20 protein-coding genes are annotated in these 24898 nt (G+C 37.1%); 6 read left to right on the top strand and 14 right to left on the bottom strand.

The window, feature by feature from the left end:
- Positions 1-102: 102 nt before the first annotated feature.
- On the top strand, positions 103-1695 hold the full coding sequence (locus E6H07_15335; protein TMI62778.1) for a Na+/H+ antiporter: 1593 nt from the start codon (positions 103-105) through the stop codon (positions 1693-1695).
- Between the two features lie 102 nt (positions 1696-1797).
- Here the strand turns inward: E6H07_15335 and E6H07_15330 are convergent, their stop codons facing one another.
- Positions 1798-2886, bottom strand: coding sequence for an NAD(P)-dependent alcohol dehydrogenase (locus tag E6H07_15330; protein TMI62777.1), 1089 nt, complete (start codon positions 2884-2886; stop codon positions 1798-1800).
- Positions 2887-3324: 438 nt separating this feature from the next.
- Between E6H07_15330 and E6H07_15325 the strand changes: the two genes are divergently transcribed.
- Both E6H07_15325 and E6H07_15320 read left to right on the top strand, forming a co-directional pair.
- A complete protein-coding gene (locus E6H07_15325; GenBank protein ID TMI62776.1) occupies positions 3325-3876 on the top strand; it encodes a hypothetical protein in 552 nt (183 codons plus the stop codon).
- Positions 3877-4001: 125 nt separating this feature from the next.
- The gene (locus tag E6H07_15320; GenBank protein TMI62775.1) at positions 4002-5399 is read left to right on the top strand and encodes a tetratricopeptide repeat protein; all 1398 of its coding nucleotides are present in this window, start codon (positions 4002-4004) and stop codon (positions 5397-5399) included.
- A gap of 47 nt (positions 5400-5446) precedes the next feature.
- On the opposite strand, the gene E6H07_15315 is transcribed toward E6H07_15320, so the two are convergent.
- A complete protein-coding gene (locus E6H07_15315; GenBank protein TMI62774.1) occupies positions 5447-5671 on the bottom strand; it encodes a hypothetical protein in 225 nt (74 codons plus the stop codon).
- 103 nt (positions 5672-5774) lie between these two features.
- Here E6H07_15315 and E6H07_15310 point away from each other — a divergent pair, with 103 nt between their 5' ends.
- Complete coding sequence (locus tag E6H07_15310) at positions 5775-7127, top strand: caspase family protein (protein ID TMI62773.1); 1353 nt, start codon at positions 5775-5777, stop codon at positions 7125-7127.
- A 10-nt stretch (positions 7128-7137) separates the two neighbouring features.
- Here E6H07_15310 and E6H07_15305 read toward each other — a convergent pair whose 3' ends face one another.
- From E6H07_15305 to E6H07_15285, 5 genes are all read right to left on the bottom strand, one after another.
- Positions 7138-9189 (bottom strand): DUF4384 domain-containing protein, encoded by a 2052-nt coding sequence (locus tag E6H07_15305; protein TMI62772.1) that lies wholly within the window; start codon positions 9187-9189, stop codon positions 7138-7140.
- A 14-nt stretch (positions 9190-9203) separates the two neighbouring features.
- Positions 9204-12863 carry a hypothetical protein gene (locus E6H07_15300; GenBank protein TMI62771.1) on the bottom strand — a complete coding sequence of 1220 codons (3660 nt, stop codon included), beginning with the start codon at positions 12861-12863 and terminating at the stop codon, positions 9204-9206.
- A gap of 144 nt (positions 12864-13007) precedes the next feature.
- Positions 13008-16505 carry a hypothetical protein gene (locus tag E6H07_15295; protein TMI62770.1) on the bottom strand — a complete coding sequence of 1166 codons (3498 nt, stop codon included), beginning with the start codon at positions 16503-16505 and terminating at the stop codon, positions 13008-13010.
- Positions 16506-16608: 103 nt separating this feature from the next.
- Entirely contained in the window at positions 16609-17508 is a 900-nt protein-coding gene (locus E6H07_15290; GenBank protein ID TMI62769.1) for a serine hydrolase, read from the bottom strand.
- Positions 17509-17550: 42 nt separating this feature from the next.
- Positions 17551-18336 carry a DNA alkylation repair protein gene (locus E6H07_15285; GenBank protein TMI62768.1) on the bottom strand — a complete coding sequence of 262 codons (786 nt, stop codon included), beginning with the start codon at positions 18334-18336 and terminating at the stop codon, positions 17551-17553.
- A 152-nt stretch (positions 18337-18488) separates the two neighbouring features.
- Between E6H07_15285 and E6H07_15280 the strand changes: the two genes are divergently transcribed.
- Entirely contained in the window at positions 18489-19313 is an 825-nt protein-coding gene (locus E6H07_15280) for a hypothetical protein (GenBank protein TMI62767.1), read from the top strand.
- Position 19314: 1 nt separating this feature from the next.
- Here E6H07_15280 and E6H07_15275 read toward each other — a convergent pair whose 3' ends face one another.
- Positions 19315-20058: an SDR family oxidoreductase gene (locus E6H07_15275; GenBank protein ID TMI62766.1), complete on the bottom strand. Its 744-nt coding sequence runs from the start codon at positions 20056-20058 to the stop codon at positions 19315-19317.
- 108 nt (positions 20059-20166) lie between these two features.
- On the opposite strand from E6H07_15275, the gene E6H07_15270 reads away from it, so the two are divergent.
- The gene (locus E6H07_15270) at positions 20167-21405 is read left to right on the top strand and encodes a PQQ-dependent sugar dehydrogenase (GenBank protein TMI62765.1); all 1239 of its coding nucleotides are present in this window, start codon (positions 20167-20169) and stop codon (positions 21403-21405) included.
- Positions 21406-21458: 53 nt separating this feature from the next.
- Here E6H07_15270 and E6H07_15265 read toward each other — a convergent pair whose 3' ends face one another.
- From E6H07_15265 to E6H07_15240, 6 genes are all read right to left on the bottom strand, one after another.
- The gene (locus E6H07_15265; protein ID TMI62764.1) at positions 21459-21824 is read right to left on the bottom strand and encodes a cupin; all 366 of its coding nucleotides are present in this window, start codon (positions 21822-21824) and stop codon (positions 21459-21461) included.
- A gap of 660 nt (positions 21825-22484) precedes the next feature.
- Positions 22485-22640 (bottom strand): lmo0937 family membrane protein, encoded by a 156-nt coding sequence (locus E6H07_15260; protein TMI62763.1) that lies wholly within the window; start codon positions 22638-22640, stop codon positions 22485-22487.
- A 51-nt stretch (positions 22641-22691) separates the two neighbouring features.
- On the bottom strand, positions 22692-22880 hold the full coding sequence (locus E6H07_15255; GenBank protein ID TMI62762.1) for a CsbD family protein: 189 nt from the start codon (positions 22878-22880) through the stop codon (positions 22692-22694).
- Between the two features lie 70 nt (positions 22881-22950).
- Positions 22951-23244, bottom strand: a complete 294-nt coding sequence (locus E6H07_15250; GenBank protein ID TMI62761.1) for a hypothetical protein — start codon at positions 23242-23244, stop codon at positions 22951-22953.
- Positions 23245-23338: 94 nt separating this feature from the next.
- Complete coding sequence (locus tag E6H07_15245) at positions 23339-23878, bottom strand: helix-turn-helix transcriptional regulator (GenBank protein TMI63084.1); 540 nt, start codon at positions 23876-23878, stop codon at positions 23339-23341.
- A 313-nt stretch (positions 23879-24191) separates the two neighbouring features.
- Positions 24192-24875 carry an OmpA family protein gene (locus E6H07_15240; protein ID TMI62760.1) on the bottom strand — a complete coding sequence of 228 codons (684 nt, stop codon included), beginning with the start codon at positions 24873-24875 and terminating at the stop codon, positions 24192-24194.
- Positions 24876-24898 lie beyond the last annotated feature (23 nt).

Raw genomic sequence — 24898 nt, 5'->3', positions numbered from 1 at the left:
CTAAATAACTTACATCAATCACACCTACTGTGTATTTTATTACCCAAAAATGCATAACCCGTCTTATAAAGGATATATCTTCCAAACTCCTAATTTTAGAGTATGGAAAATGTCAGTGTAATTATATTATTTCTCTTTGGTATTACTTTTTTGGGACTGCTGAGTTTCCGCTACAAATTCCCTTTCCCGATCATATTGATAATTTCAGGAATTGCTATAAGCCTGGTGCCAGGTTTACCGGTAATATCGCTTAATCCTGAAATTATTTTTGTCATCTTTTTGCCACCCCTTTTATACTATGCGGCGTGGAATACCAGCTGGAATAATTTCAAAAGCTCTATAAGTTCTATTACCCGAGCTGCTGTGGGTCTTGTGTTATTTACCACATCACTGGTAGCAGTTGTCGCCTACTTTCTGATACCGGGTATTAGCTGGCCATTGGCATTTCTTATTGGTGCTATTGTTTCACCTCCTGATGCTGTTGCGGCCACTTCCATCACTAAAGGATTGGGATTACATCCTAAAGTGATAGCAATAATAGAAGGCGAAAGCCTTGTAAATGATGCCAGTGGATTGATTGTTTATAAATATGCTTTAACAGCAATCACTGCTGGTAATTTTGTTTTGTGGCAGGCCGGATTCAACTTTATACTGGTAGTTGCAGGCGGCGCTGCCATCGGCCTTGCTATTGGGTATGGGATGTATCTCATTCATAAAAAATTTGTGTGTGACCCGGTGATTGAAGTAACACTTACTTTCCTCACTCCTTTTGCATCGTATCTGCTTGCTGAACGGTTTCATCTTTCGGGTGTCATCGCCGTTGTAACAACAGGCTTATATCTTTCTTTTCGTTCCAGCCAGATATTCAGTCATGAAAGCAGGATAATGGCTTATTCAGTATGGGAGGTAGTAGCGTTTATTTTAAACAGCCTCGTCTTTATCCTACTTGGCTTGCAACTGCGTAGTGTAATGCAGGGAATAAGCGACTATCCAATAAGTACATTAGCATTGTATGGCATTGTGATCAGCCTGGTTGTAATTGCTGTAAGGTTTATCTGGATATTGCCCCGCGTTTTGGTGCCTCGACTGCGAAATGAAATCATAAGAGATAATATCAACCCACGTAATATATATGTATTCGCATGGGCAGGTATGCGTGGTGTAGTGTCAATGGCAGCTGCATTGGCATTGCCACTTACATTGGCTAGTAATATTCCTTTCCCACATAGGAACCTTGTGATCTATCTTACTTTTTGTGTAATTGTATCTACGCTGGTATTTTTAGGACTCACACTTCCATGGGTAATAAAAAAATTAAAGCTTCAAAAACATTCCATGGCTGCAGAAGAATACGAGGTCCGCAATTATGTTGCCACAGAAACAATAACGCATATCGAAGAAAACCTTTCTTTAATGCATGATACATTACTGAACAATATTAAAAGCAAGTACGAAGTAAAATATAACCGGCTCCAAAAAACAGATCTTCCTGCCAACTACTTTGGAAAAGGCGAAACTTTAGGTGGCAATATTTTTAATGAATACACCCAGGTACAAATAGACATGATAGGTGTAGAAAGGAAAACACTTGAAAGATTGCACCATCAGGGCAAAGCAAGTGAAGAAATAATAAGAAAGATTGAAAAGGAACTGGACCTGGAAGAGACAAGACTTAAAATGGAGATATATCAATGAGAAAAATTCCTGGCGTTCATCCGTTTTACCGATGGATCAATTAATAAAAACAGCCCTGTTTAAAATGCTAAACAGAGCCGTTCAATTTTATTTTGTAGTTCGTTAAAGCGTTGCAATATCAATTACAAACCTGTACTTCACATCGCTTTTTTCCATTCTATCAAATGCTTTGTTCACATCTTTGATATCGATCAGTTCAATATCAGCAGTGATATTGTGGGTCGCACAGAAATCAAGCATCTCCTGTGTTTCTGCAATGCCACCAATCAATGAACCTGCAATGCTTCTGCCCTGGAAGATAAGATTGAAAGCTGGTATCTGTGCCGGTGATGGAGGTAGACCTACACAAACCATTGTACCTTTTGTTCTGAGCATGGTCAGGTAAAAATTACAATCATGGTCGGCAGCTACGGTATCAAGGATAAAATCAAAATAGTTCTGTACCCCTTTTACCTGCTCCTCATCTTTTGTCACTACAAATTTGTGAGCACCTAATCTCATTGCATCTTCTTTTTTTGATGGAGAAGTGCTGAGCACTGTTACTTCTGCACCAAAAGCCACAGCGAATTTTACTCCCATATGCCCGAGGCCACCTAAACCAACTACAGCTACTCTCTGCCCCTTCCCTACTTTCCAGTTGCGCAACGGCGAGTAAGTAGTAATACCAGCACACAATAAAGGAGCAGCTTTATCTAGTGGTAGTTTCTTATCTACTTTAAGTACAAAGTTTTCATCGCATACAATCTGGTTTGAATACCCACCATAAGTAGTACCATCACCATGTCTTTCTGGGCTACCATAACTAAAACTAACCCCACCCAAACAGTATTGCTCAAGGTCTTGTTTGCAATTATCGCATTCCCTGCATGAATCTACCATACAACCAACACCAACTGTATCGCCAACTTTGAATTTGGTAACATGATCCCCTACTTCGGTTACTATGCCAACCATTTCATGACCTGGCACTAACGGATATGATGACATTCCAAAATCATTTCGGATAAAATGTATATCTGTATGACAGATGCCGCAATATTTTATTTCCAACAGCACATCATGCGGACGGGGTTTTCTTCTTGTAAAATCCCATGGTACCAGGTCTTCTGAAGCAGCCATTGCTGCATATGATTTGGATGGTAACCTTGTTTCAACAACATCCGCAACGGGTGATTCTTTTGTTTCTAACATAAAATAATTTTTAAGTGGAATAAATGATTGCCAGTGGAGTTCCTGCCAATGAGATATGAAAGGTAGGCAAACAATTAAATAACAGCAATTAAATTATTGTGACTTTGGGAGTGTGATTAACTATAAGTCTACAAGAATTTAATTGAGTTATTTCCTTAACCCCACAAATGCAATTGCAATAATAATGAACCCAATACCGGTAAGTGTTGGCGGTAGCATATGCTTATCATTTCCAAGATATATCATATAAGCACCAAGACCTGCAAGTGCTAGTGCTGAAATACTGAGGAGTAGATTCTTGTTCATACATCTAATTTAATAATAAAAATCAAGATTTGGGATTCGGATGCTTTATTGTGTGGGTAAAATTAGAATGGCATTTTTTTTGATTTTTATCAGTACCAGAATAAATCCTGTAAATTGTATAAAATTATTGAAATGAAAACATTAGCACCCAATTACATTGTAGTAAGATTCTTCCTGATCGCATTGATGCTTGTTCAATTTAATTCATATGCACAAACAAGTTCAAAGGACCAAAAAGTTGTGACTGATGCAAATGAAGCCAAAGCAGCTTTTATTAAAGCAGATGGTCCGATGAGCAGCATCTTTAGTAGTGCTTATGCATATGTAATTTTTCCCAATGTAGGGAAAGGTGCAATTGGCATTGGTGGCGCAGCTGGGAATGGGGCTGTTTACGAGGGAGGAAATTTGATAGGCATGGCAAAGATGAAACAGGCCTCCATCGGTTTTCAGTGGGGCGGCCAGGCTTACCGTGAAGTAATATTCTTTGAGACAAAAGCAGAGCTTGAACGGTTTAAAGAAAATAAATTTGAGTTTTCTGCACAGGCATCTGCTGTTGCTGTTACTGCCGGTGCATCAGCCAATATGAAATATAAAGATGGTGTTATGATCTTTTCTCAAACAAAAGGCGGACTGATGTATGAGGCATCAGTAGGTGGACAGAAATTCAGTTTCACTAAAATTTAATTTCTTACCAGTATTTAACAGAAAGGATGTAGCTGAAAGGGAGGCTTATGTTGTGTAGAAAAAATTTCCAGTTACGGATTTAATATTTACTTTACACCCACTTTTTTGCTCAAGTCAATCCACCAATGTTACTGAAACTTTATTTTGGTTTTTTTCAAAAACCAGCAACTAAATCTTTTTTAGTTCTGCTTTTTTTCCTGAATTTTTTTACAGCTTATTCGCAGCGATATAATGCTGATAGCATGCTTCGTTTGTTAAATACAGAAACAACTGACAGCAACCGGGTTACTTATCTATGGCAAATGGCAGATTATGCAGGCATTTATAATCCCGACACTGCTATTCATCTTGCGCAGGAAGCTTTAAGCCTGGCTCGTAGAATTAAATATGTTGAAGGTGAATCAAGATCATTAGGCATTTTAGCAAATACCTTTATGCGTATCGGCAATTATCCCCGTGCACTGGACTATAATTTTCAAAAACTGAAAATAGAGGAGCAAAGAATAAAGCCCCGGAATATGATGAGTGTGCTGATGAATATCGGCATTGTATACATGTACCAGGAAGAATATCGAAAAGCACTGAGTTATTATTTTAGAGCAGATTCAATTATACAGTCAGCAAAGCTTGATGCCTATCGCTATCATGGAAATATTAATATAGGGGATACTTATGACCGGCTGAATATTCTTGATTCAGCGTTTTATTTTTATAGCCGTGCATTAGGCGAAGCAAAGATCCTGAACAATCAAGATTATATCGGCACTTCTGAAACAGGATTGGGGCATTTATATCGTAAGCAATCCGATTACCTGCTTTCACTGGAACATTATAAATCAGCTATTGTGAACCTGGGTGCTACTGATGATAATGATCTGCTATGTGAAGCACATTTAGGTCTTGCGAAACTATATCTTCTCTTTAATAATTTTGATTCTGCTGTAACACATGCAAAAAGATCTTACAATATCGGTCAGTCAGGCGGGTTTATTTCCCGGCAATTGGATGCTGTTAAACAATTGTCAGATATTTATAAGAAGACAAAGAATATTGATAGCGCATTTGCTTATGTAAATATTGAAAAGGTATTGAATGATTCCGTTTACAGCCGTGAACGTATTCGTGGACTCATGATCCTTTCAAGCGATGAACAGTTGCGTCAACGTGAAATGGCTGAAGCAAAAATAAAAGAAGAAGAGGAAAGAAGGCAACGGCTCCAGTTGATGTTTATAGGGATTTTTATCCCTGCCTTTTTTATGCTTACTTTATTTCTGAGCCGGGTAAAGATGCATATTCGTGTAATTAAATTATTAGGAATACTTTCATTGCTTATTTTCTTTGAATACCTGACATTGCTGCTTCACCCAACAGTTGCAAAACTTACCAATCATACACCCGTACTGGAGATCCTGATATTTGTTGCAGCAGCAGCAGTGTTAATTCCTTTGCATCACCGGGCTGAACATTGGTTGATACGCAAGTTACTACACAAGCATATTCATCACCCCGAGGAGAATAAATAAAAAAGTCCCGACTAAAACGGGACTTTAAAAATTAATTACAGAGTTAACTAATTGGCCGGAGGAGTTTCCTCTTTGTTTACCGGGGTTACGGGGTGACCCTTTCCAGTATCACCAGCATTAGTTGTATCGCCACCAACAGGTATTTTAATTGTGTCTGTTTTAGTCGATTCTGTTTCTACTTTCTTTTCATCATTACAGCCTGTTGCAATAAATGATGCAAATAACGCAATTGCAACAATTGCTTTAAAAGCAGTTTTGGTGTTGTTTATCATTATGTATAAAATTTAAGCTATAAGAGTACGATAAGTCCTGAAGATTTCCAAAAAAAACTGCCTATTGAAGGTTTTTGTTTAGCTTAGAAAACAAATACACCATATGAGCAATAAAAAGCAACTGTTCTTGTTTTTAATGCTGCTTGCTATCCTACCTGCCTATTCACAGACTGTTTACCAGGCAAAATATAATTTCAATAATGCAACCGACACTACTACTTATTCTGCATTTCTTTTCAAATATAATAATGGTGTAAACCTTATACGGTTAAGATATAAAGATCCGGTAACAGGTAAAACTATTGTTGCTGCGACTGATGTCGACCAATTTTTTGCTAAAGATGCTGAAGGAAAAGAGGACTACAATACACTGCTTATTAAAGTGGTAAAAGCAAAAGACACTGCAAGAGGGCTAGCCTATAAAAATATTACATTGCCCATATTCATTTATAAACTTGATACTGCTACAGGTTATCATGAACCGAAGGGTGTTTGCAAATCTGAAGTAAACCCGGTAATGGATGCAGGTGCCAATTTCAACTCAGAATATATTCAGCCAACCACCCAGAAAAAAGTTGCTCCTATTTACTTTAATGGTACTGATAAATTATTTTATAATTTATACGGACCTGCGGACAGAGGCTCCCTGACTCTTAGTGAGCCGGAGAAAAAAATGAAAATGTATGTGTTAATTGCTGCTGATACCAAGGATCCAAGTATCGGGGCACATAGCATAATGGACATAGATAAAATGATGAAAACATATGATACCATCCGGAAGTATATCGGTATAACAGACTCAAATTATTTTCTTCAAGTTATTTCCGGAGATGATTTAAATAAAACCAATATCGTTAATGCAATTGCTAAAATGAAACCCGGCAAAAACGGCATTGTTGTTTTTCATTTTTTTGGTCATGGGTTTCGTGTTAATACAAGAGATGAATATCCCTATATAAGTTTAAAGTTTGAACCAAAAGATAGCCTTGATGTAGTGAAGAATGCACTTTATATGCGGTCAGTTTTTGAAATGATAAAAAAGAAACAGGCAAGACTCAACCTTGTATTTAGTGATGTTTGTAATATTAATATCGGCCAGGATCCGATAAGTACTTTAATACCCGGACAACGTGGAGATGACACATGGAGGTTTAACCCTAAAAACGTAAGATCACTTTTTTTAGATCCCAAACCATTTTCATTGCTAGCTAATGGCGTTAAAAATGGCGAGGCTTCATGGTCAAGCAATAAGCTTGGCAACTTTTTTACTTATAGTTTCAGGCAAACTCTGCAAGTGTATTGTGGTGATAGCTGGGCAACTGCTGACTGGAATAAGGTGATGTCTGAATTAAGGAAAAATGCCATTGAGCTTGCATCAAAAAAATGCTGTTCAATGTGCTGTCCGACATGCGTAAAAAAAATGTGCAGGCTCAATCCGGTTTATACATTCAGGTAGCAAAAGGAAATCACTGTTTGGGTACGATCCGGAAATTCAGGTTCTTAATTGTACCATCTTTATCCATATTAATTGTAGGCCCTCCCCTCGAGCCTAATTCATTTACTTCAGAGTCTTTAAAAATTTTCACAAGGTTGTTCAACTGGTTGCCGGCTCCCCTGCTGTTAATATCACTGGTACCATTTGTCGTAAGAATTTCTTCCAGGTCAAGCGGATTTTTTGAAATAAAAATTTTAAATGTTTCTTCGCCGTATGGAGGGCTTATCCTGATTGCAAAGCCTTGTTTTGAAGTAACCTTCAATGTGTCTCCTGGAGCTACTAAACAGTCACTCCATTTTATGGGTGCATTGTTTTTATTCAGGTCCTTCAATTTTTTATTTGGTATAATTGGTTGAATAATTCCATCAGGTTGTATATCCACAATATTTACATAAAAACTGCTTTTACTGGTGTTAATGATCAATGGCCTGACAAGATCACCATGCTGTATCTCCAATACACCCAGCTTAGTTCTTTGCTCAGTCTTCCTTACATCAATAACGCCTTTGTCATCTACTAATACTAACATAATTTTTGCAGTAAGATCAGGCATGTTAAATTCAAGGTTCCGCAAATAACGATAGCGGTCAAATCGTTTTAAAACTTTCTTTAACTGATTTGGATTTTCCAGGGTGATGCTGTCAGCAAATATTTCACGAGTTTCAGTATTCCTCAAAGCCCAAACATTTCCGGGTTGCATGGATTTTCCAAAATACAAATCGTAAGGTGGTTTAATAAGCTCAGCCAATTGGAAATTCTTTAAACTGGCTTTTAGCGTTACAAGCTCTTCTTTGCTTAATGAATCAACGCCAAGTTTTATTTTTTTAGTGCCGTAAGCTAGTTGACTAACAAATGCATAGAGTTTATTTCCAATCGATGGATTTGATTTTGAAAGCATTGCAGTTGATGTAAAATATTTTGCTGCTGTTACGGTACCAGTAGCTACAGGCTTTTTTCCATCGGAATTTTCTGTTCCTGCCGGATAAAAATTTATAATAGAACCTTTGGTTATTCCTGATACAGTTCCGCCATCAAGGCTGACTATTTTTTTATTGGCTTTATCAACTGTACCTGTAAAATAAGTTTGCTGCAATTTGTATTGCCCCCCAAATACTTCCCGGTCTATGCCATCGCCTTCAAGTGCAGGTTTTTGGTTCGGTACTTTTTCAAGTAAAATATTTTCAATACGTGCAAACAAACTCCGATAGGTTATTTTTTCATCCAGTGTGTTTAAGGTTTTACTTACAGCATAAGATAAAGACCCAACTACACTTATACCATCATCATCATATATCTCCTTATTGTCCTCCGTTGCTTGCGCTGCAGATATCACTATATACGAAGCGGCATCATCATTCAGCGTCATATCACGATCTTTAAAAACACCGGCCGAATCTTTTATGCTTGCTTTTTTCTTATTAAAATTGGCGCTTACTATTGCAGGCATGCTGCCTCTCACTTTCGGACCATCACCTCGTGTGGCTGTTCCTGAGTGACATGCATCAATAATCACTAAGACATTACCTGCAGCTCCGATTTTATTCCTCAGCCTGCTAATTTTATTGCCAAAGACATCATCCCTGAAATAACCTGCAGCTATCTTGTCGAAGATGGTGACATTACTAGAGTAGATCGCATCAAAAGGAACAATCGATTCATCCAGCCCGTCTACTTCTTCATCAATATTATCATCTTCTATCTGTACCCCGTGAGATGAAAAATGAATAACTATATTATCACCAGCTCCGGCATTAGTAATCAAACGTTCAAACGCATCATCAATTCCTTTTAAAGTAGCCTGGCTATCAGTCAAAACTTTGATATTCTCAGCAAGAAACCCCTGGTTCAAAAGCGTATTTTTCAACAGAACTGCATCACCTAATGTATTCAGCGTTTTCCATCCACTTTCTGCTGGATAGTTTTCAATAGCTATTATCAATGCTCTTTTAGTTTGAGCATTACTTTTTATGCTTGTAAAAAGTATAAAAAGTATCATGAAAAATTTCTTTAGTAATATTTTCATTTAAGCTATTAAAATTATTTATTCGTCAACGCCCAATTGGATGCTGCTGTAACTATATCTTCTGCCAGTTTGCCAAGATTGTCTTTGGTACCGGGTACTTGTAATTGTTTACTTCCCTTATTATTCTTAACAGTAAGATAAACAACAACATTATTATCTGTTACTGTATAATTGCCGTTTATCTTATAGGCATCAGGCGAATTGGTAACAGGTATAAATTTTATTTTATTGCCAGTGCCCCTTGAAGCAATGGTGAGGAATTGTTTATTTACAAGAGTGCTAAGTTCAAGATCATCGTTACCAAAATCGTCATTTTTATTTTGAAGATTAGCAGCAGCAAACAAAGGTTGCTTTTCGGGTAAATTAATTATTGAGATAACATCATTATCAACAATGCCCACTGAAAAATTATTGTTGCGAACGATCTGCGGATCCTGTATGGCGCCATTTTCTTTGATCATTTTAGTTACAGTTTCTCCTGCTACTTCAAACCATTTACCAATACTCAGCAGGCTATCGCTTTCAAATATATTCGTATTTGTTTTTACGGCGTTCAACAATGCATATGTAAGCAAACCCTGCGATAGTTGAGTAACCTCGTAAGCACTTTGATCTGGGGCTGATGCTGAAAGAATAAAAAAACCTGATTTTTCATTCAGCTTATCAACTGATCTTACCTGTTGTGATTTGTCATTACTTCCCATTCCCATAAAGGCCTGTGTGGCTATCGCATTTGATCTGAAATCAGTGATAGCCTGACCGCTGTTGCAAGCATCAAATATCAGGGCTCTTTTCTGTGCTTTTATTTTCTGTGGTTTCATCCATTCTAGGATCTCAGTAGTACTTATTCCATCATTTTTAAAACCTGATGCAGATTTAAAGCTTACTGCTTCCTTTGTAAGAATATAAAATTGTTTTTTGTTTGCCGGCCCAGCCATCAATCCATGTCCGGCGAAAAACAACATAAAAATATCATTTGCAGTTGCTTTTTCCCCGACAGAATCAAAGGTTGCTTTTATGATCTTCTTTTCCGGCATTCGTTTGTTACCGGGTTCAGTAGTAAGGTTATAAATAAATACATGTTCTTTACCATCCGTATTCAGGTATTTTCTTGCAGTTTTTGAAATTACTGCTGATATATCGGTGGCATCCTTGCCTGCATATTTTAAATCCAATGAATCACCTTTATAATCACTCACTCCAATAATAACAGCATATAAGTTGGGCATTACGACGGGGCCTTTCTCTTCGCTGTTTACGATTACTTCGCCGCCACGAGATGTTATTTTATTATCTTCTGTATACGCTTTTACAGAAAGAGTATTTTGTTTTCCGGGGATTAGAAAACTATCAAGATCTTTTTTGTTCACTACCACTTCATACTCACCTTTACCATTTTTTATTTCTTTGGGTTGATATTTTTTTGTTTCAATTCCATTTACTGAAACAACTGTTTCGCCCAGCTTACCACCACGAGGTGTGATCTTAAACCTATACTCACCGGATGCAGTTACTGTATCTTTTGTAAGCGGCGTATATCCGCACAAACCCAGTTGATACAAAGTTTTTGAATCAACAGTCTCCCCTTTCAAGATCATTTCAGCTAAACCCGGAACCCATAACTGATCTTTTACCTGTGAAAGTTGAATGACTTCTGTACCACAAGTGAAATAAAGCAGGTTGCGTGCAGCCTGTGTACCATCATAACGAAAACTACTGTCTGCAACCAGGTAATCAATACTGTCAACAGGAAAAAAAGTAAACAACATTTTATTTGTTGCTACATCCCAGAGCTTACAGGTATTACCCCAGGTTGCAATGATCATTTTATCGCCATCAGGGCTGAACCTCGCTGCATTTACACCATAAGGGTCGACATAAATATCTTTTAATAAAACAAAAGAGTTTGCATCAAATACTTTTACTGTCCCATCTTCAGAAGCAGAAATAATTTTTTTCCCATCATTACTATAATGGGCTGAATGAACCCAACCGGTATGTTTTTTTATAGAATAAATTGAGTCGCCTGTTTCTGCATTCCATATCCTGATTGTTTTATCCCAGGATGCAGTTACAATTCTTTTTCCATCAGGACTGAATTCTGCAGAATTAACATGATAGGTATGACCTTTTAACTCACGGATCAATTCACCCGTTTCTGCATTCCATATATCCGCTGTTTTATCATTTGAAGCTGTTACAATTTTTTTTCCATCCGGGCTAAACTGTGCTGAGTTAACCTGAAGTTTATGTTTTTTTAATTCAAGAAGTATTGTATCAGTGTTTGCATCCCATACCAGCGCAGTCTTGTCTTTTGAAGAAGTGACAATTTTTTTTCCATCTTTGCTGAACTGTGCAGATAATACCCAATGTTCATGTCCTTTCAGTTCATTTAAAAGTAGACCGGTTTCAGCATCCCATATTCTTGCTACCGAATCAGCGGCGGCGGTAATGATCTTTGTTCCATCTGTGTTGTACTCTGCTGAAAGCAGACCGCCATTGCTGGGAATATTTAACAGTAGTGTTCCTCTGGCAACATCCCAAATTTTTGCTGAGCCATCATAAGATGCGGTGAGTATTTGTTTACTACCAGGACTTATTTGTACGGAACTAATGATCTTTGTATGTCCTTTTAATTCAGTTAAAAGATTTCCATCATTTGCATTCCATACCATTGCTGTTCCATCAGTGGATGCTGTTACTATCTTTTTCCCATCCTTACTGAATTGCGAATATAGCAGCCAATCGTTATGTCCTTCTAATGTATCAATAGCAACAAGTAAAGCAGTATCTCTTAATTTTTCAGTACTCCATATTTTGGCAGTACCGTCATATGATGCGGTAACGATTTTTTTCCCATCGGGGCTAAAACGGGCAGAAACAACTGGATTATCGTGTAACAAGCTTTTTAATACTTTACCTGTTTCAGCATCCCAAACTATTCCAATATTTACAATCGTACTTGAAACGATCAGTTTACTGTCAGGACTAAACTCTGCTGCACTTACGCCAATAAGTGGGTTCAGCACTGTATAAGTAGTTCCATTCCATATTCGGGCAAAATTGTTGCGGTGAATAGTGATGATCTTAGATCCATCCGGGCTAAAAAAAGCATTGTTTACCTGTTGGTGAGTTCTTCCTTTTAAATCTGCTATGCGTCTACCGTTGTTTGCATCCCAGATAATTGCTGTATTATCAGAAGAACCTGTAATGATCTTTTTTCCATCTGCACTATACTTTGCAGAGTTAACAATATCCGTGTGACCTGTAAGTGAAAATAGTTTTTTATACGTCGCTGCATCCCATAAGTATGCATTTTTATCTCTTCCTACAGTTACTATCCTTTTGCCATCAGGGCTAAATTGCGCACTGACTACATAAGTGGAATGAGTCAGGTTCGCTAAAAATGTGCCATTAACTGCATCCCATATTTTAACTAAAGTATCTTCTGAAGTCAGGGTCAGGCTTCCTGAAACAGTTATGATCTTTTTTCCATCCGGGCTGAATGCTGCATAGTTTATTACACCGGTATGTCCTTTCAGATCTGCAAGTAATACTCCTGTAACCGCATCCCAGATCTTTGCAGTTTTATCTAATGAAGCTGTCACAACTCTATTACCATCCGGACTGAATTGTGCATAGACCACACCATCCGTATGCCCGATTGGTAACATAAGTCTGGGCTGCTGTAATATAGGTCTTGGTGGCTGGGCATTTATATAAAGCGATAGTAGTACTGATAGCAAAACTGCTATTAGTAACTTTTGTTTTCCCTGTATATTATCAAAGCGTATCAAGAATATAAATATAAAACCAATTTACTTTTTATTTCCAACCCATGTTGAAGCTTCAGCTGCTACTTTATCTGCCAGTTCTGCAGGTTTATCTTTTGCGGATTCTTTTTCATACCGGTATACGATCTCATTCTTCTGACGAACGATAACCCGTATTGAAATTATACTGTCTTTGATTGTGTATCGTCCGCTAAGCGTATAAGCATCGGTTGAATTAGAGCCAGCAACAAAACTAAAACCAGCGTTGCTATTGTCTGACAAGACATTTAATTGCCGATCAATCAGTTTATTTAACCCAAGATTATCGGCTGCAATATCTTCATCGGCATTTTGAAAATTACAATTGGTGATTATTGGTTTCTCCTGCGGTAAAATAATTTTGGACAATACTTCTTCGTCCACCAGGCCAATATTAAAATTAGTGTTTGCAACAATTTGCGGCTCTTGTCTTTCTCCAACTATCTCACTGGAAATTTCAGATACTGTTTTTTCTGCTGCGCTGAACCAACGACTTAGGTTCAGATACTTTCCATTTTCTAAAATATCCGGTTGCAATTTGATCGCTTTCAGCAATGAGTAAGTAAGTAAACCCTGTGATAGTCTTCCCAGTTCATAAGCATTTTTACCGCTTGCTGATGCGGAAAGAATGAACAGGCCAGATTTTTCATTCAGCTTATCAATTGCTTTTACCTGTTGAGCATTGTCATCATTTCTTGCAGCAACAAAATCCTGTTGACCATTCCCAAGTTTTACAAAATCCTTTATTGCCTGACCACTGTTACATGCATCAAAAATAAGAATGCGTTTCTGTGCTTTAACTTTTTGTGGTTTTATCCAATCGGTTAGTTCATCCATACTGATGGCAACATCCTTTAATACACTTGCATCTGTCAGTGAGGAAGCATCTGCAGTAAGAAAAAAGAATTGTGTTTTGCCACCTACTTCTTTCATAATACCATGCCCTGCAAAGAAGATAAGAATAATATCATTGGCACCTGCTTTTAAAGCAATAGAATCAAAAACGGATTTAACCGCTTTCTTTTCCGGCAATTGATACCGTATAGGTTCTGTAGTAAGATTATACATGAAGACATGATTGATGCTATCTGTATTCAGTAATTTTTTTGAAGTAACTGAAATAGCATCGGATATTTTGGTTGCATCTTTCGCCGCATAATTTAAATCCAGTTCATTTCCTTTATAATCACTTACGCCGATCATCACAGCATATAAATTAGGTGGTGTAGTTTCACGGGCACTGCCCTGTACTTCTACATCACCGCCGCGAGATACAACTAAGTTATCGGACGTATAAGCTTTTACTGTCAGCTGGTTTTCTTTTCCAGCTATCAACAGATCTTTAAAATCATTTTTATTCAGGATCAGATCATAGAAACCGGCATTTTTTTTCAACTCAGCCGGTTTGTACTTTTTTAATTCAATGCCATTCAGCATTAAAACTGTTTCTCCTAACCCACCACGCCGTGGTGTGATTTTGAAATGAGTGATATCTCCCTTGCTGATATTTTCTACAAGAGGTGTGAGTTTGCAGATATTCAGTTCACTGATCGTTTTTGCATTGATGCTATCGCCTTTATTTATTCTGTCCCAGAGATTGGGTACCCATAACTGGTCTTTTACCTGGTTCAGTTCTATTATTTCACCATCGCAAGTGAAGTGAAGCAATTTACGGGCAGCTTCTGTTCCATCATATTGGTATTTTTCATTGCTTACTAAATAGCCGGTACTGTCAACAGCGATAAAAGTGTAAATGAATTTTCGATTAACAAGATCATAAACTTTAATGCGGCTGTTCTTATAAGTAATGATCAGTTTTTTACTATCGGGACTGAATTGAACATCCTGCAACAACTCTTTTTCATGAGTTACCATAAAATCCTCCCCTGCTTCAGAAACATTAATTATATTAACGGCCCAATAGAGCATATAAACAGAATCAGAACTGATTGAAGATTTACCGAACCCTTCATTATTCGTCAAACTATTTTCAGGAATATAGGGTATCATGGAAATTTTTCCTGTTTCAGCGTTCCATGTTTTTATATATTCTTTTGTTTTGAATTCTATGTTTTTCCCATCAGGACTAAACCTTGCAGCAAGAATACTGTTTGTATGCCCCGTCAACACCATTAATTCCTTTCCCGAAGAAACATCCCAAATTTTTGCAGTTCGATCAGCAGAGGCAGTAATGATTTTTTTGCCATCGCTACTTAGCCGGATACTGTTAACAGGTGCATTATGCCCTTTTAAATTCAAAATAAGTTTACCGGTTGCAGCATCCCAGATTTTTGCAGTTTTATCAGCTGATGAAGAAAGAATCATTTTTCCATCTGAACTGAACTGGGCAGCATTTATTTCATCTACATGTCCGTTTAGTTCAAAAAGAATTTTACCAGTACTTGTTTCTCTTACCCGGATGATATTTCCTTTTTCAGGGATCACTATTTTTTTCCCATCCGGGCTGAAAAAAGAAATGTCGGTATTTAATATCCTGGTATTTAGATCATTTTGTTGATATATCTTTTTACCCGTTTGCAGATCCCATAAAGTTGCTGTATCGTAATAATTACTTGAATAAAATTCATCAGGGTCCGGAAATCGGCTCTCATTATGATACCCATATAGTTTTACTAAATAATGGCCATCCGGGCTGAATAGGTTTAATGCAATATCCTGTTCTGATAATGGTGAAGATATTTCCTTTGACTTTTTTCCTGTTAACACATCCATAACCCGAATTGTACCAGTTGAAGTAACAAGTAAAAGACTTTTATTGTCTGCTGAAAATTGTGCCGATATATAAACTTCATTACTACCAGGAATGGTTTTCAATAAAGCACCGGTAAGACCATTCCATATTTTGATTATATTATCGGCAAGAACAGTTACAATTTTTTTCCCATCTCTGCTATAAGCGCCGATATCGATATAGTTTTTTTGTTTAGTTAATCTAAAAGCAAGTTTATTGGTATTAAGATCGAAAATCTGGGTAGTATCCATCGGTTCACCTTCAGCTTCATGGAAATATTCCTTGTCGTATAATCTCAAGTATTTTCCATCCGGGCTGAATTGTGTGACAAATTTTTCGAAAGAATGACCGTCTTGCATGTAGATAGCATCATCAAATACTTCTTTTCCAGTTTGCGTACTAAATACATTAAAGCTGCTGTTTTCATAACTAATAAAAACAAGTTTACCATCGTCACTGAACTTAGCATCGCTAACTACCGTGATAGATGCATCACCTGCAGGTGTAAAATCCTGAAGCAGTTTGCCGGAAGCTGTTTCCCATAATTTGGCCGTACCATCTGCAGCAATAGTCAATGCTTTTTTACCGTCTTTACTGAATTCAGCAGACCTGATCTGTGCAGAATGCCCAATGGGCAACATGAGTTGTGGTTCTTGTGCACTAACCGGAAAATAAATGAAAAACAGAAAAAGAAATTTCAGCCATCCTTTGCAGCATACATAACCTGAAAACTTTGTGTAATAAAATTTCATTTGATGAATAGTTTCATAGTCTTGTACGGGGTGGTAGTAAAAGCAAAGGGATGGTGTAAGACCTTTAAAGTTAAGTAGAAAAATTGAGGGTCTATAAATTCTATTAGTGCTTCATCACATAATCATATACCAATTTTGAAACAGCGGCCATTGCTTCAATTACTTTTTTCTCATCTTCTTTCTTAAAGCGGGATAATAATACAAGCACATATTTTCTGCCGTCAGGGAGAATAACAACTCCTGCATCATGCTGTACACCGGTAATTGAGCCTGTTTTATGCGCCACTTTTACTTCGGGTGGAAGTTTGGCAGGAATTACCGTATTGAACTTTTGATCCAGCAAGATCCTTGTCATTTCATTCGAGGCTTCTTTATTTACCAGTTTTTCTTTTGCCAGTAAATTATACAGCAGCATCTGGTCGTATGCAGTAGTCGTATTATTTAATCCTTTTTCAAAAGCCTTACTATCTTCCACACCACGTAACACCTGTATATCCTTTGCACCAAGTGATTTCATTGTTTTCATTACACTATCAGCTGTTACAAGCTCAATAAGCATATTAGTTGCCATATTGCTGCTAAGGATGATCATGTTATAAGCCAGGTCTGCAATAGTTCGCTTTTGTCCGATGACTTTATATAATTCAAATTCACTATCATCAGCAGAATCCAGTGAGTATTCACTACCATCAACAATGCTTTTAAAATTATTTTTTATTTCAATAGAATCGCTCATTGAGAATTTCCCTGTACTTGCCTGTTTAAATAATTCGATCAACACCGGTGTTTTCATTGTACTGGCTGCATGAAAGCTTTCTTTTTCATTCATTAGCAGGGTCTCCCCTGTTTGCACATTCTTGAAAGCAACGCCGAATTGAGCACTGTCAATAAACAATTTCTTTTCTATTTCGAATTCCAAACCGGCCAAGGGTGTTTTTTTTATCATACAAGAAATTTGAAACAGAACAATTAATATAATGAAGACGATAAAACTTTTTCTCATAAACTTAAAAATAGATGAACAAATGTAATTTATAATGCAAGATCACTTTTTCCCCAGATTCATATAATACTCTTTCTCTTTTTTATTGAAATGCTCAATGGAATAGCGCAACAACGTTCGTGGCATTGTTGCAGCATGTTTATCCAAAAATGCTTTTAACGTTTTCGGGTTTTTTGTCCCTGCAAAGCGCAGCATCCACCCGGTAGCTTTATGAATCAAGTCTTCTTTATCGTGTACCAGCAGAGTTGCAATTTTAAATGTATCGTCCAACTTTCCTTGCCTGATAAAATAGCATGTGCTGAGTATGGCTGTACGCCGCTCCCATATGATTTTTGACTTGGCTAATTTGTATAAAACCGCATGAGACTTATCAAACAAATAACAGCCGGTCATATATAAACAACCCAGGTCACACAAATCCCAGTTGTTGATGCGATCGTGACGACGCATATAGAGTTCAAAAAAGTCTTTCAGCCTTCCAGGTGCAATTTTTTTATTGCGTGATGCCTTATCCATAATACTTACAGCTCCTGCCCTTACTTCATGTATCTGGCTTTCAAGCAGTTTTTCTATTTCATCAATTGGCATTTCTCCAAACTCTTTTGCAAGTGCAAACAGGGTACCCATTTTTACACCCATAAATTGATCACCTTCTCCATATTGACCTTCACCTGATTTAAAATAACGTTGTATTTTTTTCAGTTCAATATCTGATTGGTGAGCTTTTAATCTTTCAATAAAATATTTTGCAGTAAGGACTTTAGTACTATTTCCTTTGTTTTTAACAACTGCAGGCTTTTGCTTACCATCTTTTCGAGTTATTGCCATAAACGAGTTAGATATAATTAGTTCCAAATAAAAATACGTATTGCTTCTGAAACCGGCTCAGGCATCTTTCCTTTTGTCAAGAAAAGGAAACAGATGGTGTAGCTTTGGAATGAAGCTGGCTTATTTGACCGAGCTTTATCAAAACAAGATACATGAAAAACATTCTGACCGTATTCAGTTTTTTCTTTTGTGTTTCCTGCGCCAGTTCAAAGGATACGAATTATACAGCCAGCACACCGGCTGATCCTCTCGTAAGAACTTTTCTTGGGATTTCTTTGACTGACTCGATTGATTTTATACGATGGAACCTTACATTCAGCGATAACCAGTATACGCTGCAATGCAATTATGGTATCGGAAAGAATAACACAAATGGATTTATCAACGGCGGAGAAAAATTATCCTTATCAGGAAAATTTAAAAAGGAGCATAATAATTACCTGCTGATAAACGGAAGGCAAGCTTTGAAACTGGCGATACTAAACACAAACCTGCTTCATATTTTAAATACTGATAACAGTATGCTAAAAGGTAATGGTGGATGGAGCTATGCTTTAAATAATATGACACCTGTTGCAAATGCTCAAACAGCTATTGTGTCCCCTAAAGTGATACTTAAGGACTCTATGTCCTTTGAAGGAAGAACACCATGTGGAGTGCCTGGCATTATAGCTCCCGGAATGGAATGTTACAAATTAAAATGGTATATCGTTTTGTATGGTGATTCTCAAAAAAATGAGCCAACTACTTATAAAGTCTTTGGAACTCCCTGGCGGGTGGAGGGGGGCAGAAAGGGTGACTGGAAAATAATCACAAAAGATGTTGGCAAAATTTTCTATCAATTAAATGATGAAAAGGGTACCCCGTTCATTAACCTTTTAAAACTCGATGACGGGGTGCTGATATTTACAGATGCAAAAGAAAACCTACTCGTCGGCGACCTAGACTTTAGCTATACATTGAACAGGAGATTTTAATCTACTGGCATACATATCCCCCATCGACTGCAAATAAACTGCCCGTGGTAAATGAGCTTTCATCCGATAAAAGGAATGCGACTGATTGTGCAATTTCTTCGGGTTTGCCAATTCGCCCCATCGGTTGTACGCCGTCCAGTGATTTATATACTTCGTCCTGGGCTGTCCCTGTTTTCGCTGAGAAATGATCAACGGCCTTATGAAGTAGTGGTGTATCAATAGTGCCGGGGCAAATACAGTTTACACGAATATTATAAGGCGCATAATCAATAGCGGTGCTTTTTGTAAGCTGGCCAATTGCACCTTTTGTCATTCCATAAACGGAACTGCTGGCTTTGCCTATAAAAACCTGGTCAGAACCCATCAGCACAATACTTCCTTTTTGTTGTTGTTTCATGATTGGTATTATTTTTTTTAGCATGTAATAAATACCCAGCAGATTAATACCAACAATTGATTCAAGTTGCTCATAACTGGTTTCTTCCAGTGTGGCAAAAAGATGAACACCTGCATTAGCAAAGAGAAAATCGATCCGCTTTTCTTTATCATAGATACTGTCAATCACTGAATTCACATCTTCTTTTTTACTCACATCGCATTGAATGAAATAAGGATCGGCTTCTGCAGGCTCACTCTTATCAAGATTATAAACAATACAAGCTTTGTTGCGGAGCAGTTCTTTTGTTGCTTTGCCAATACCAGTACTGGCACCGGTAATAACAACAATTTTGTTTTTCCATTCCATGGTTAGGGGTTTTTGTAGGTTTAAAATTGTTTAACCATACATCAAAATAATCAAACCTGTTTAGAAACACTTAATTAAATTTACACTTCATCGTCAAACAAATTTACTATGCAACTGAAAACTTTTTTTACAGTCCCTGTATTATTTCTCTCTATCTATTCATTTGGGTGTTCAGATAATACTACTTCAGGTGAATCAGATATGCGGGATACGACAAAAAAAAACACCCCGGTTGAGACAAAGAAAGCCAATACAAATTATAAACCTGCCTTTCCCGGACAGACAAGAATAGCAAGTGTAAAAACAGCTACGGCTTACAATGCTGATAAGATCGCTGAAAAAATTGGGCATCCCTGGGCGGTTGTGCCAATGCCAGATGGCCGGTTGCTTATTACAGATAAAAGCGGCTATATGCAGATCTATGATGCAAAGGGTACTTTCATAAAAAAGATAACAGGCTTTCCTGCTGTAGATGACCGTAGTCAGGGGGGTATGCTTGATGTTGCATTTGATCCTAATTTTTCAAAGAACAAAACTATCTATTGGTCTTTTTCTGAAAAATATGAACCAGGAAACCTGACGGCTGTTGCAAAAGGACAACTGAATGAAGCCACATCAAAAGTGGATAACCCTGTTGTTATATTCCGTGCCTCACCTGCTCTCAACAGTACCATGCATTATGGTTCTCGCCTGGTATTTGATAAAGATGGAAACCTGTTTGTTAGTGCCGGCGAACGTTCAATATTGGAAGGTCGTGCAAAAGCACAATTGTTAAGTGCTGGCCAAGGCAAAGTTTTTAAAATTACAAAAGAGGGGAAACCAGCTCCTGGAAATCCTTTTGCCAAACAAAAAGATGCAATGCCTGAGATCTACGCATATGGATTTAGAAATCCCCAAAGTCTTGATATAAACCCTGTAACCGGTGAATTATGGGAAGCAGAGTTTGGGCCGCGGGGTGGTGATGAATTGAATCTTGTTAAAGCAGGTAAGGATTATGGCTGGCCTACTATTACTTATGGAATTGAATACCAAGGACCAGCTGTTGGCGAAGGAATACAACAAAAAGCCGGAATGGAACAACCTGTGTATTATTGGGATCCGGTAGTCTCACCCGGTGGTATGAGTTTTTACAAAGGCAATACAATTCCTGAATGGAAGAATAATTTATTTATTGGTGGACTTAGCAGTACACATATTATTCGCCTTGTAATTGTAAATAATAAAGTGGTTGGTGAAGAAAGATTACTGGAAGATAAAAAAGAACGATTCAGGGATGTAGCTTATATGAATGGAATGCTTTATGCAGTTACAGATGGTGGTAACCTGTACAAGATTAGTAAGAAATAAGTATTTTTTTTGTCAATAGCAAAGCCAGCTCACTGTTTAATTTAATCGGATATTCATTCATACCCGCTTTTGATAATGGTAGAAATCATTTTAAACCGACCGTTTGGTTTAATGAAGTTCGACATGTGTGCTGGTATTATTATACCCTGGCCGGATTTTAATAAAGTGGCCACTTTATCAATTACTATTTCGGCATTCCCTTCAATGATCTGAATAAAAGTATCAAACGGAGAGGTCTTTTTGGTTAATCCTTCCCCGCTGTCAAAAGACATTAAGCTTATACTACCTGTTGGTTTTCGGATAATCGTTTTTATCACTACTGAATTAGCCATATACTCAATAACCTTAACAATATTGTGTGCTTTTGATTTCTCCAGTTCGGAACTATCTAATCTGCCATCCTGCTTTTTATTATCCATAAATTTAATTTTATTACCCACTTTCATTAACAGTTAGCACTGTATCACAAAAACTTCAGGGCTATTTGCCGGCATTTGTAATACAAGAGTAACCCCTTTGAGAAAGGGGCTACAACCAAAAACTAACTGCTTATGAGAAATCGATAAAATTTATTGGATAATGATGGTATAAAGGTGGGCTTATTTCTTTTTATAATCGTTATATAGTTTTACAAATAGATTATATTATTCACATGTTTTTGTAGATAGTAATAAAATTACTTACCCCGTCATTATATTTATAAAGTTCGGTTCTTATTTTTTTTAGACTCCTGGTTTTACCTGCTTACATAAAAAAGTCCCTGTAAAATCAGGGACTTTAACCAAAACTAACTGCCAGAGTAAATCGATGCTTTTACAAGGCGATCATATTAACGGATAATGGGACACCCCTGGCTATTTATGATAGACGATATACCAACATTACATAAGGTTTAATTGTTTAAAGATATTTTCATCGGTAGTACACACTGTCTTGGAAAAAACCAAATTAAAGTTAGGAACCTGGCCTGTTCAGAGAATTATATGATTTAATAATTTTATTATATAATTCACACATTTCAAGTAAAATCAGAAACCAGATCAAATATCAGCAATGACCCGTGTAAGGGTTTATTATTTCTAAAGGATCTTTCTACCCTGGATTACTCTTAGTAGTACAACTATAATGGCTATAACAAGTAGTGCATGAATGATGCCTCCGGCATGAAAGACAAATAACCCGAGAAGCCAGCCAATAATGAGAACGACAGCAATGATATATAGTAAATTATTCATAATTTTTATTTTAAAGATTTGAAAGGATTGATTTAATGTTTTAGTACCGTGTTAGAGGGCTTCAATTATTTGATGCAACTCTTCTTTGGTTTTACCCAGCTTAACCTGGAGCTTACCCAGCATTTCATCTTTCCTGCCTTCTTCAAACAAGAGATCATTCTCTGTCAGTAAGGCAAATCTTTGTTTCAGTTTCCCTTTCTGCTCATTCCATTTTCCTTTTAATTCTGTACTGTTAGTCATTTTGTTGAGTTTAATTTTTAATAAGATTTAATATGTAAAACAGAGGAACGGTTTTATTAAAAGCAATACATCACTTCTGCCGGATGAACAGCATGCTTCTTCTGTAATCAAGAATAGTGTTTAACACTTTAAGCTTACCGGCTATTCTATATTTTAGCTCCGTAAGAAAGACTGTTTTTTTTGCTTCATGCAAGGCGCTTTCATAACTAATTATTGCCTCCTCAAAATATCCGTTGTTCTCATTTCTCTGCGCTTCATTAAATAATTCAACCGGAAAGCTCTCTTTACGCAAAATAAAAGCACGGATAAAAATGAAAATCAACACCAGCATGGTAGCTGAAAAAGCGAAATAATAAAATGGCATAAATAAAGTTTTAGATACCTGAACTGGTATATGCTAAAGGTGGGTTCTTTTGTAATTACTATTGTTACACAACTGTGGGTAAAACTTGCAAGATTTACAGTTCTTCCAGCATGTTGAGTCGTATTACCCTTAGCTGTTTAAAGTGGGAAGGAGTAAGACCAGTGACTTTCTTGAACTGAGTTGATAGATGGGCCACACTGCTGTAATGCATCAGGTAGGCAATTTCAGTGAGGTTATGTTCATTATAGACGAGTAATTCTTTTACCCGTTCAATTTTATGTACAATAATAAATTTCTCGATCGTTGTACCCTGAACCTCTGAAAAAAGATTGGCCAGGTAAGTATAATTATGATTTAGTTTCTTGCTTAAATATTCGGAAAAATTAACTCTCAAAGGTTCGTCAGAATAATGAATCGATTCAATAATAACATTCTTTATTTTCTGGATCAGTACACTTTTTTTGTCATCCAGTAATTCAAGACCCGACTTAAGCAATTCTTCTTTGAATTGATCATGCTGCTCTTCTGAAATTTTTTCCATGATATCTACTTCACCCAACTCCACAGTAATATAATGCAAGCCCAATTTTTCAAGTTCAGCTTTCACTACCATTTTGCACCGGATGCAAACCATATTTTTAATAAACAACTTCAAGGCTCCTGGTTAAGGCAAATAATTTCAACTTTCAGCCCCGAATAAGAGAGAGTGCGGAGTTGGGCTGTTCTGAAATCGAAATCATAATGAAGTTAACCATTATTTTCCGTATTGGATTTGGATATAGTTAGCACTTGTTTTGTCCCCACCGGCTACCAATTTTATATGCAGAATATTAGTCAAAAAAATAGTTGCTTTTGAAGGCAACTATTAAACTTTCAAGGAAGGGTATAATTATTTTTTAAAACCTGTAGCCTAACGAAAATCCAAAGCCTGTGTTTTTTCGAATGATTTATTTTCCACTATTTTTTTCTGCTTCTTTTGCAGCATCTGCTTTCATTTTTTCATTAGCAGAAACAAGGAATTCCACCCTGCGGTTTTGCGCTTGTGCGTCTTCTGCATCATTTGTATACCTTGGTAATGATTCACCAAATCCATGAATGCTGAGTCGTGAAGTAGCAATCCCTTTTCCAGCTAAATAATAGGAAACAGTGGAAGCTCTTTCTTCTGATAATTTCTGATTATAACTAGTAGTTCCTTTACTGTCTGTGTGTCCCTGTACTTCAATGTTTGTATCCGGGTATTTTTGGAGAATGGCTAATAATTTATCCAGATTCGTACGGGCAGCAGCTGTAAGATTGGATTGATCAAAACCAAATAATATCTTACTGTTAAACTCTATAACAATCCCCTCTCCGACCCTAACCACTTCAGCATCCGGAATTTCCTTTTTCATTTCTTCTGCTTGTTTATCCATCTTGCGCCCAATAACAGCACCTGCCACTCCACCTGCAGCAGCTCCAATAATAGCACCCATTGCTGTATTACCAGCTGCTTTACCGATCACTGCACCTGCGGCAGCACCACCGGCAACGCCAATGGCCGCTCCTTTTTGTGATTTATTCCATGTCTTGCAGCCTGCAGAAAAAAAGGCTACTATTAAAAAACTGGTTGCTAAAATTTTAAATGTTTTCATTATGCTTTTTTTAATTGTTAATT

It is taken from the genome of Bacteroidota bacterium, from assembly GCA_005882315.1.
Lineage (GTDB): Bacteria > Bacteroidota > Bacteroidia > Chitinophagales > Chitinophagaceae > VBAR01.
This window is presented reverse-complemented; position numbering and strand designations above follow the sequence as displayed.

Bases quoted from the DNA above. Each gene is read 5' to 3' on its own strand.
- E6H07_15335 (TMI62778.1), top strand. From the start codon at position 103: ATGGAAAATGTCAGTGTAATTATATTATTTCTCTTTGGTATTACTTTT.
- E6H07_15330 (TMI62777.1), bottom strand. From the start codon at position 2,886: ATGTTAGAAACAAAAGAATCACCCGTTGCGGATGTTGTTGAAACAAGG.
- E6H07_15325 (TMI62776.1), top strand. From the start codon at position 3,325: ATGAAAACATTAGCACCCAATTACATTGTAGTAAGATTCTTCCTGATC.
- E6H07_15320 (TMI62775.1), top strand. From the start codon at position 4,002: ATGTTACTGAAACTTTATTTTGGTTTTTTTCAAAAACCAGCAACTAAA.
- E6H07_15315 (TMI62774.1), bottom strand. From the start codon at position 5,671: ATGATAAACAACACCAAAACTGCTTTTAAAGCAATTGTTGCAATTGCG.
- E6H07_15310 (TMI62773.1), top strand. From the start codon at position 5,775: ATGAGCAATAAAAAGCAACTGTTCTTGTTTTTAATGCTGCTTGCTATC.
- E6H07_15305 (TMI62772.1), bottom strand. From the start codon at position 9,189: ATGAAAATATTACTAAAGAAATTTTTCATGATACTTTTTATACTTTTT.
- E6H07_15300 (TMI62771.1), bottom strand. From the start codon at position 12,863: ATGTTACCAATCGGGCATACGGATGGTGTGGTCTATGCACAATTCAGT.
- E6H07_15295 (TMI62770.1), bottom strand. From the start codon at position 16,505: ATGAAATTTTATTACACAAAGTTTTCAGGTTATGTATGCTGCAAAGGA.
- E6H07_15290 (TMI62769.1), bottom strand. From the start codon at position 17,508: ATGAGAAAAAGTTTTATCGTCTTCATTATATTAATTGTTCTGTTTCAA.
- E6H07_15285 (TMI62768.1), bottom strand. From the start codon at position 18,336: ATGGCAATAACTCGAAAAGATGGTAAGCAAAAGCCTGCAGTTGTTAAA.
- E6H07_15280 (TMI62767.1), top strand. From the start codon at position 18,489: ATGAAAAACATTCTGACCGTATTCAGTTTTTTCTTTTGTGTTTCCTGC.
- E6H07_15275 (TMI62766.1), bottom strand. From the start codon at position 20,058: ATGGAATGGAAAAACAAAATTGTTGTTATTACCGGTGCCAGTACTGGT.
- E6H07_15270 (TMI62765.1), top strand. From the start codon at position 20,167: ATGCAACTGAAAACTTTTTTTACAGTCCCTGTATTATTTCTCTCTATC.
- E6H07_15265 (TMI62764.1), bottom strand. From the start codon at position 21,824: ATGGATAATAAAAAGCAGGATGGCAGATTAGATAGTTCCGAACTGGAG.
- E6H07_15260 (TMI62763.1), bottom strand. From the start codon at position 22,640: ATGAATAATTTACTATATATCATTGCTGTCGTTCTCATTATTGGCTGG.
- E6H07_15255 (TMI62762.1), bottom strand. From the start codon at position 22,880: ATGACTAACAGTACAGAATTAAAAGGAAAATGGAATGAGCAGAAAGGG.
- E6H07_15250 (TMI62761.1), bottom strand. From the start codon at position 23,244: ATGCCATTTTATTATTTCGCTTTTTCAGCTACCATGCTGGTGTTGATT.
- E6H07_15245 (TMI63084.1), bottom strand. From the start codon at position 23,878: ATGGTTTGCATCCGGTGCAAAATGGTAGTGAAAGCTGAACTTGAAAAA.
- E6H07_15240 (TMI62760.1), bottom strand. From the start codon at position 24,875: ATGAAAACATTTAAAATTTTAGCAACCAGTTTTTTAATAGTAGCCTTT.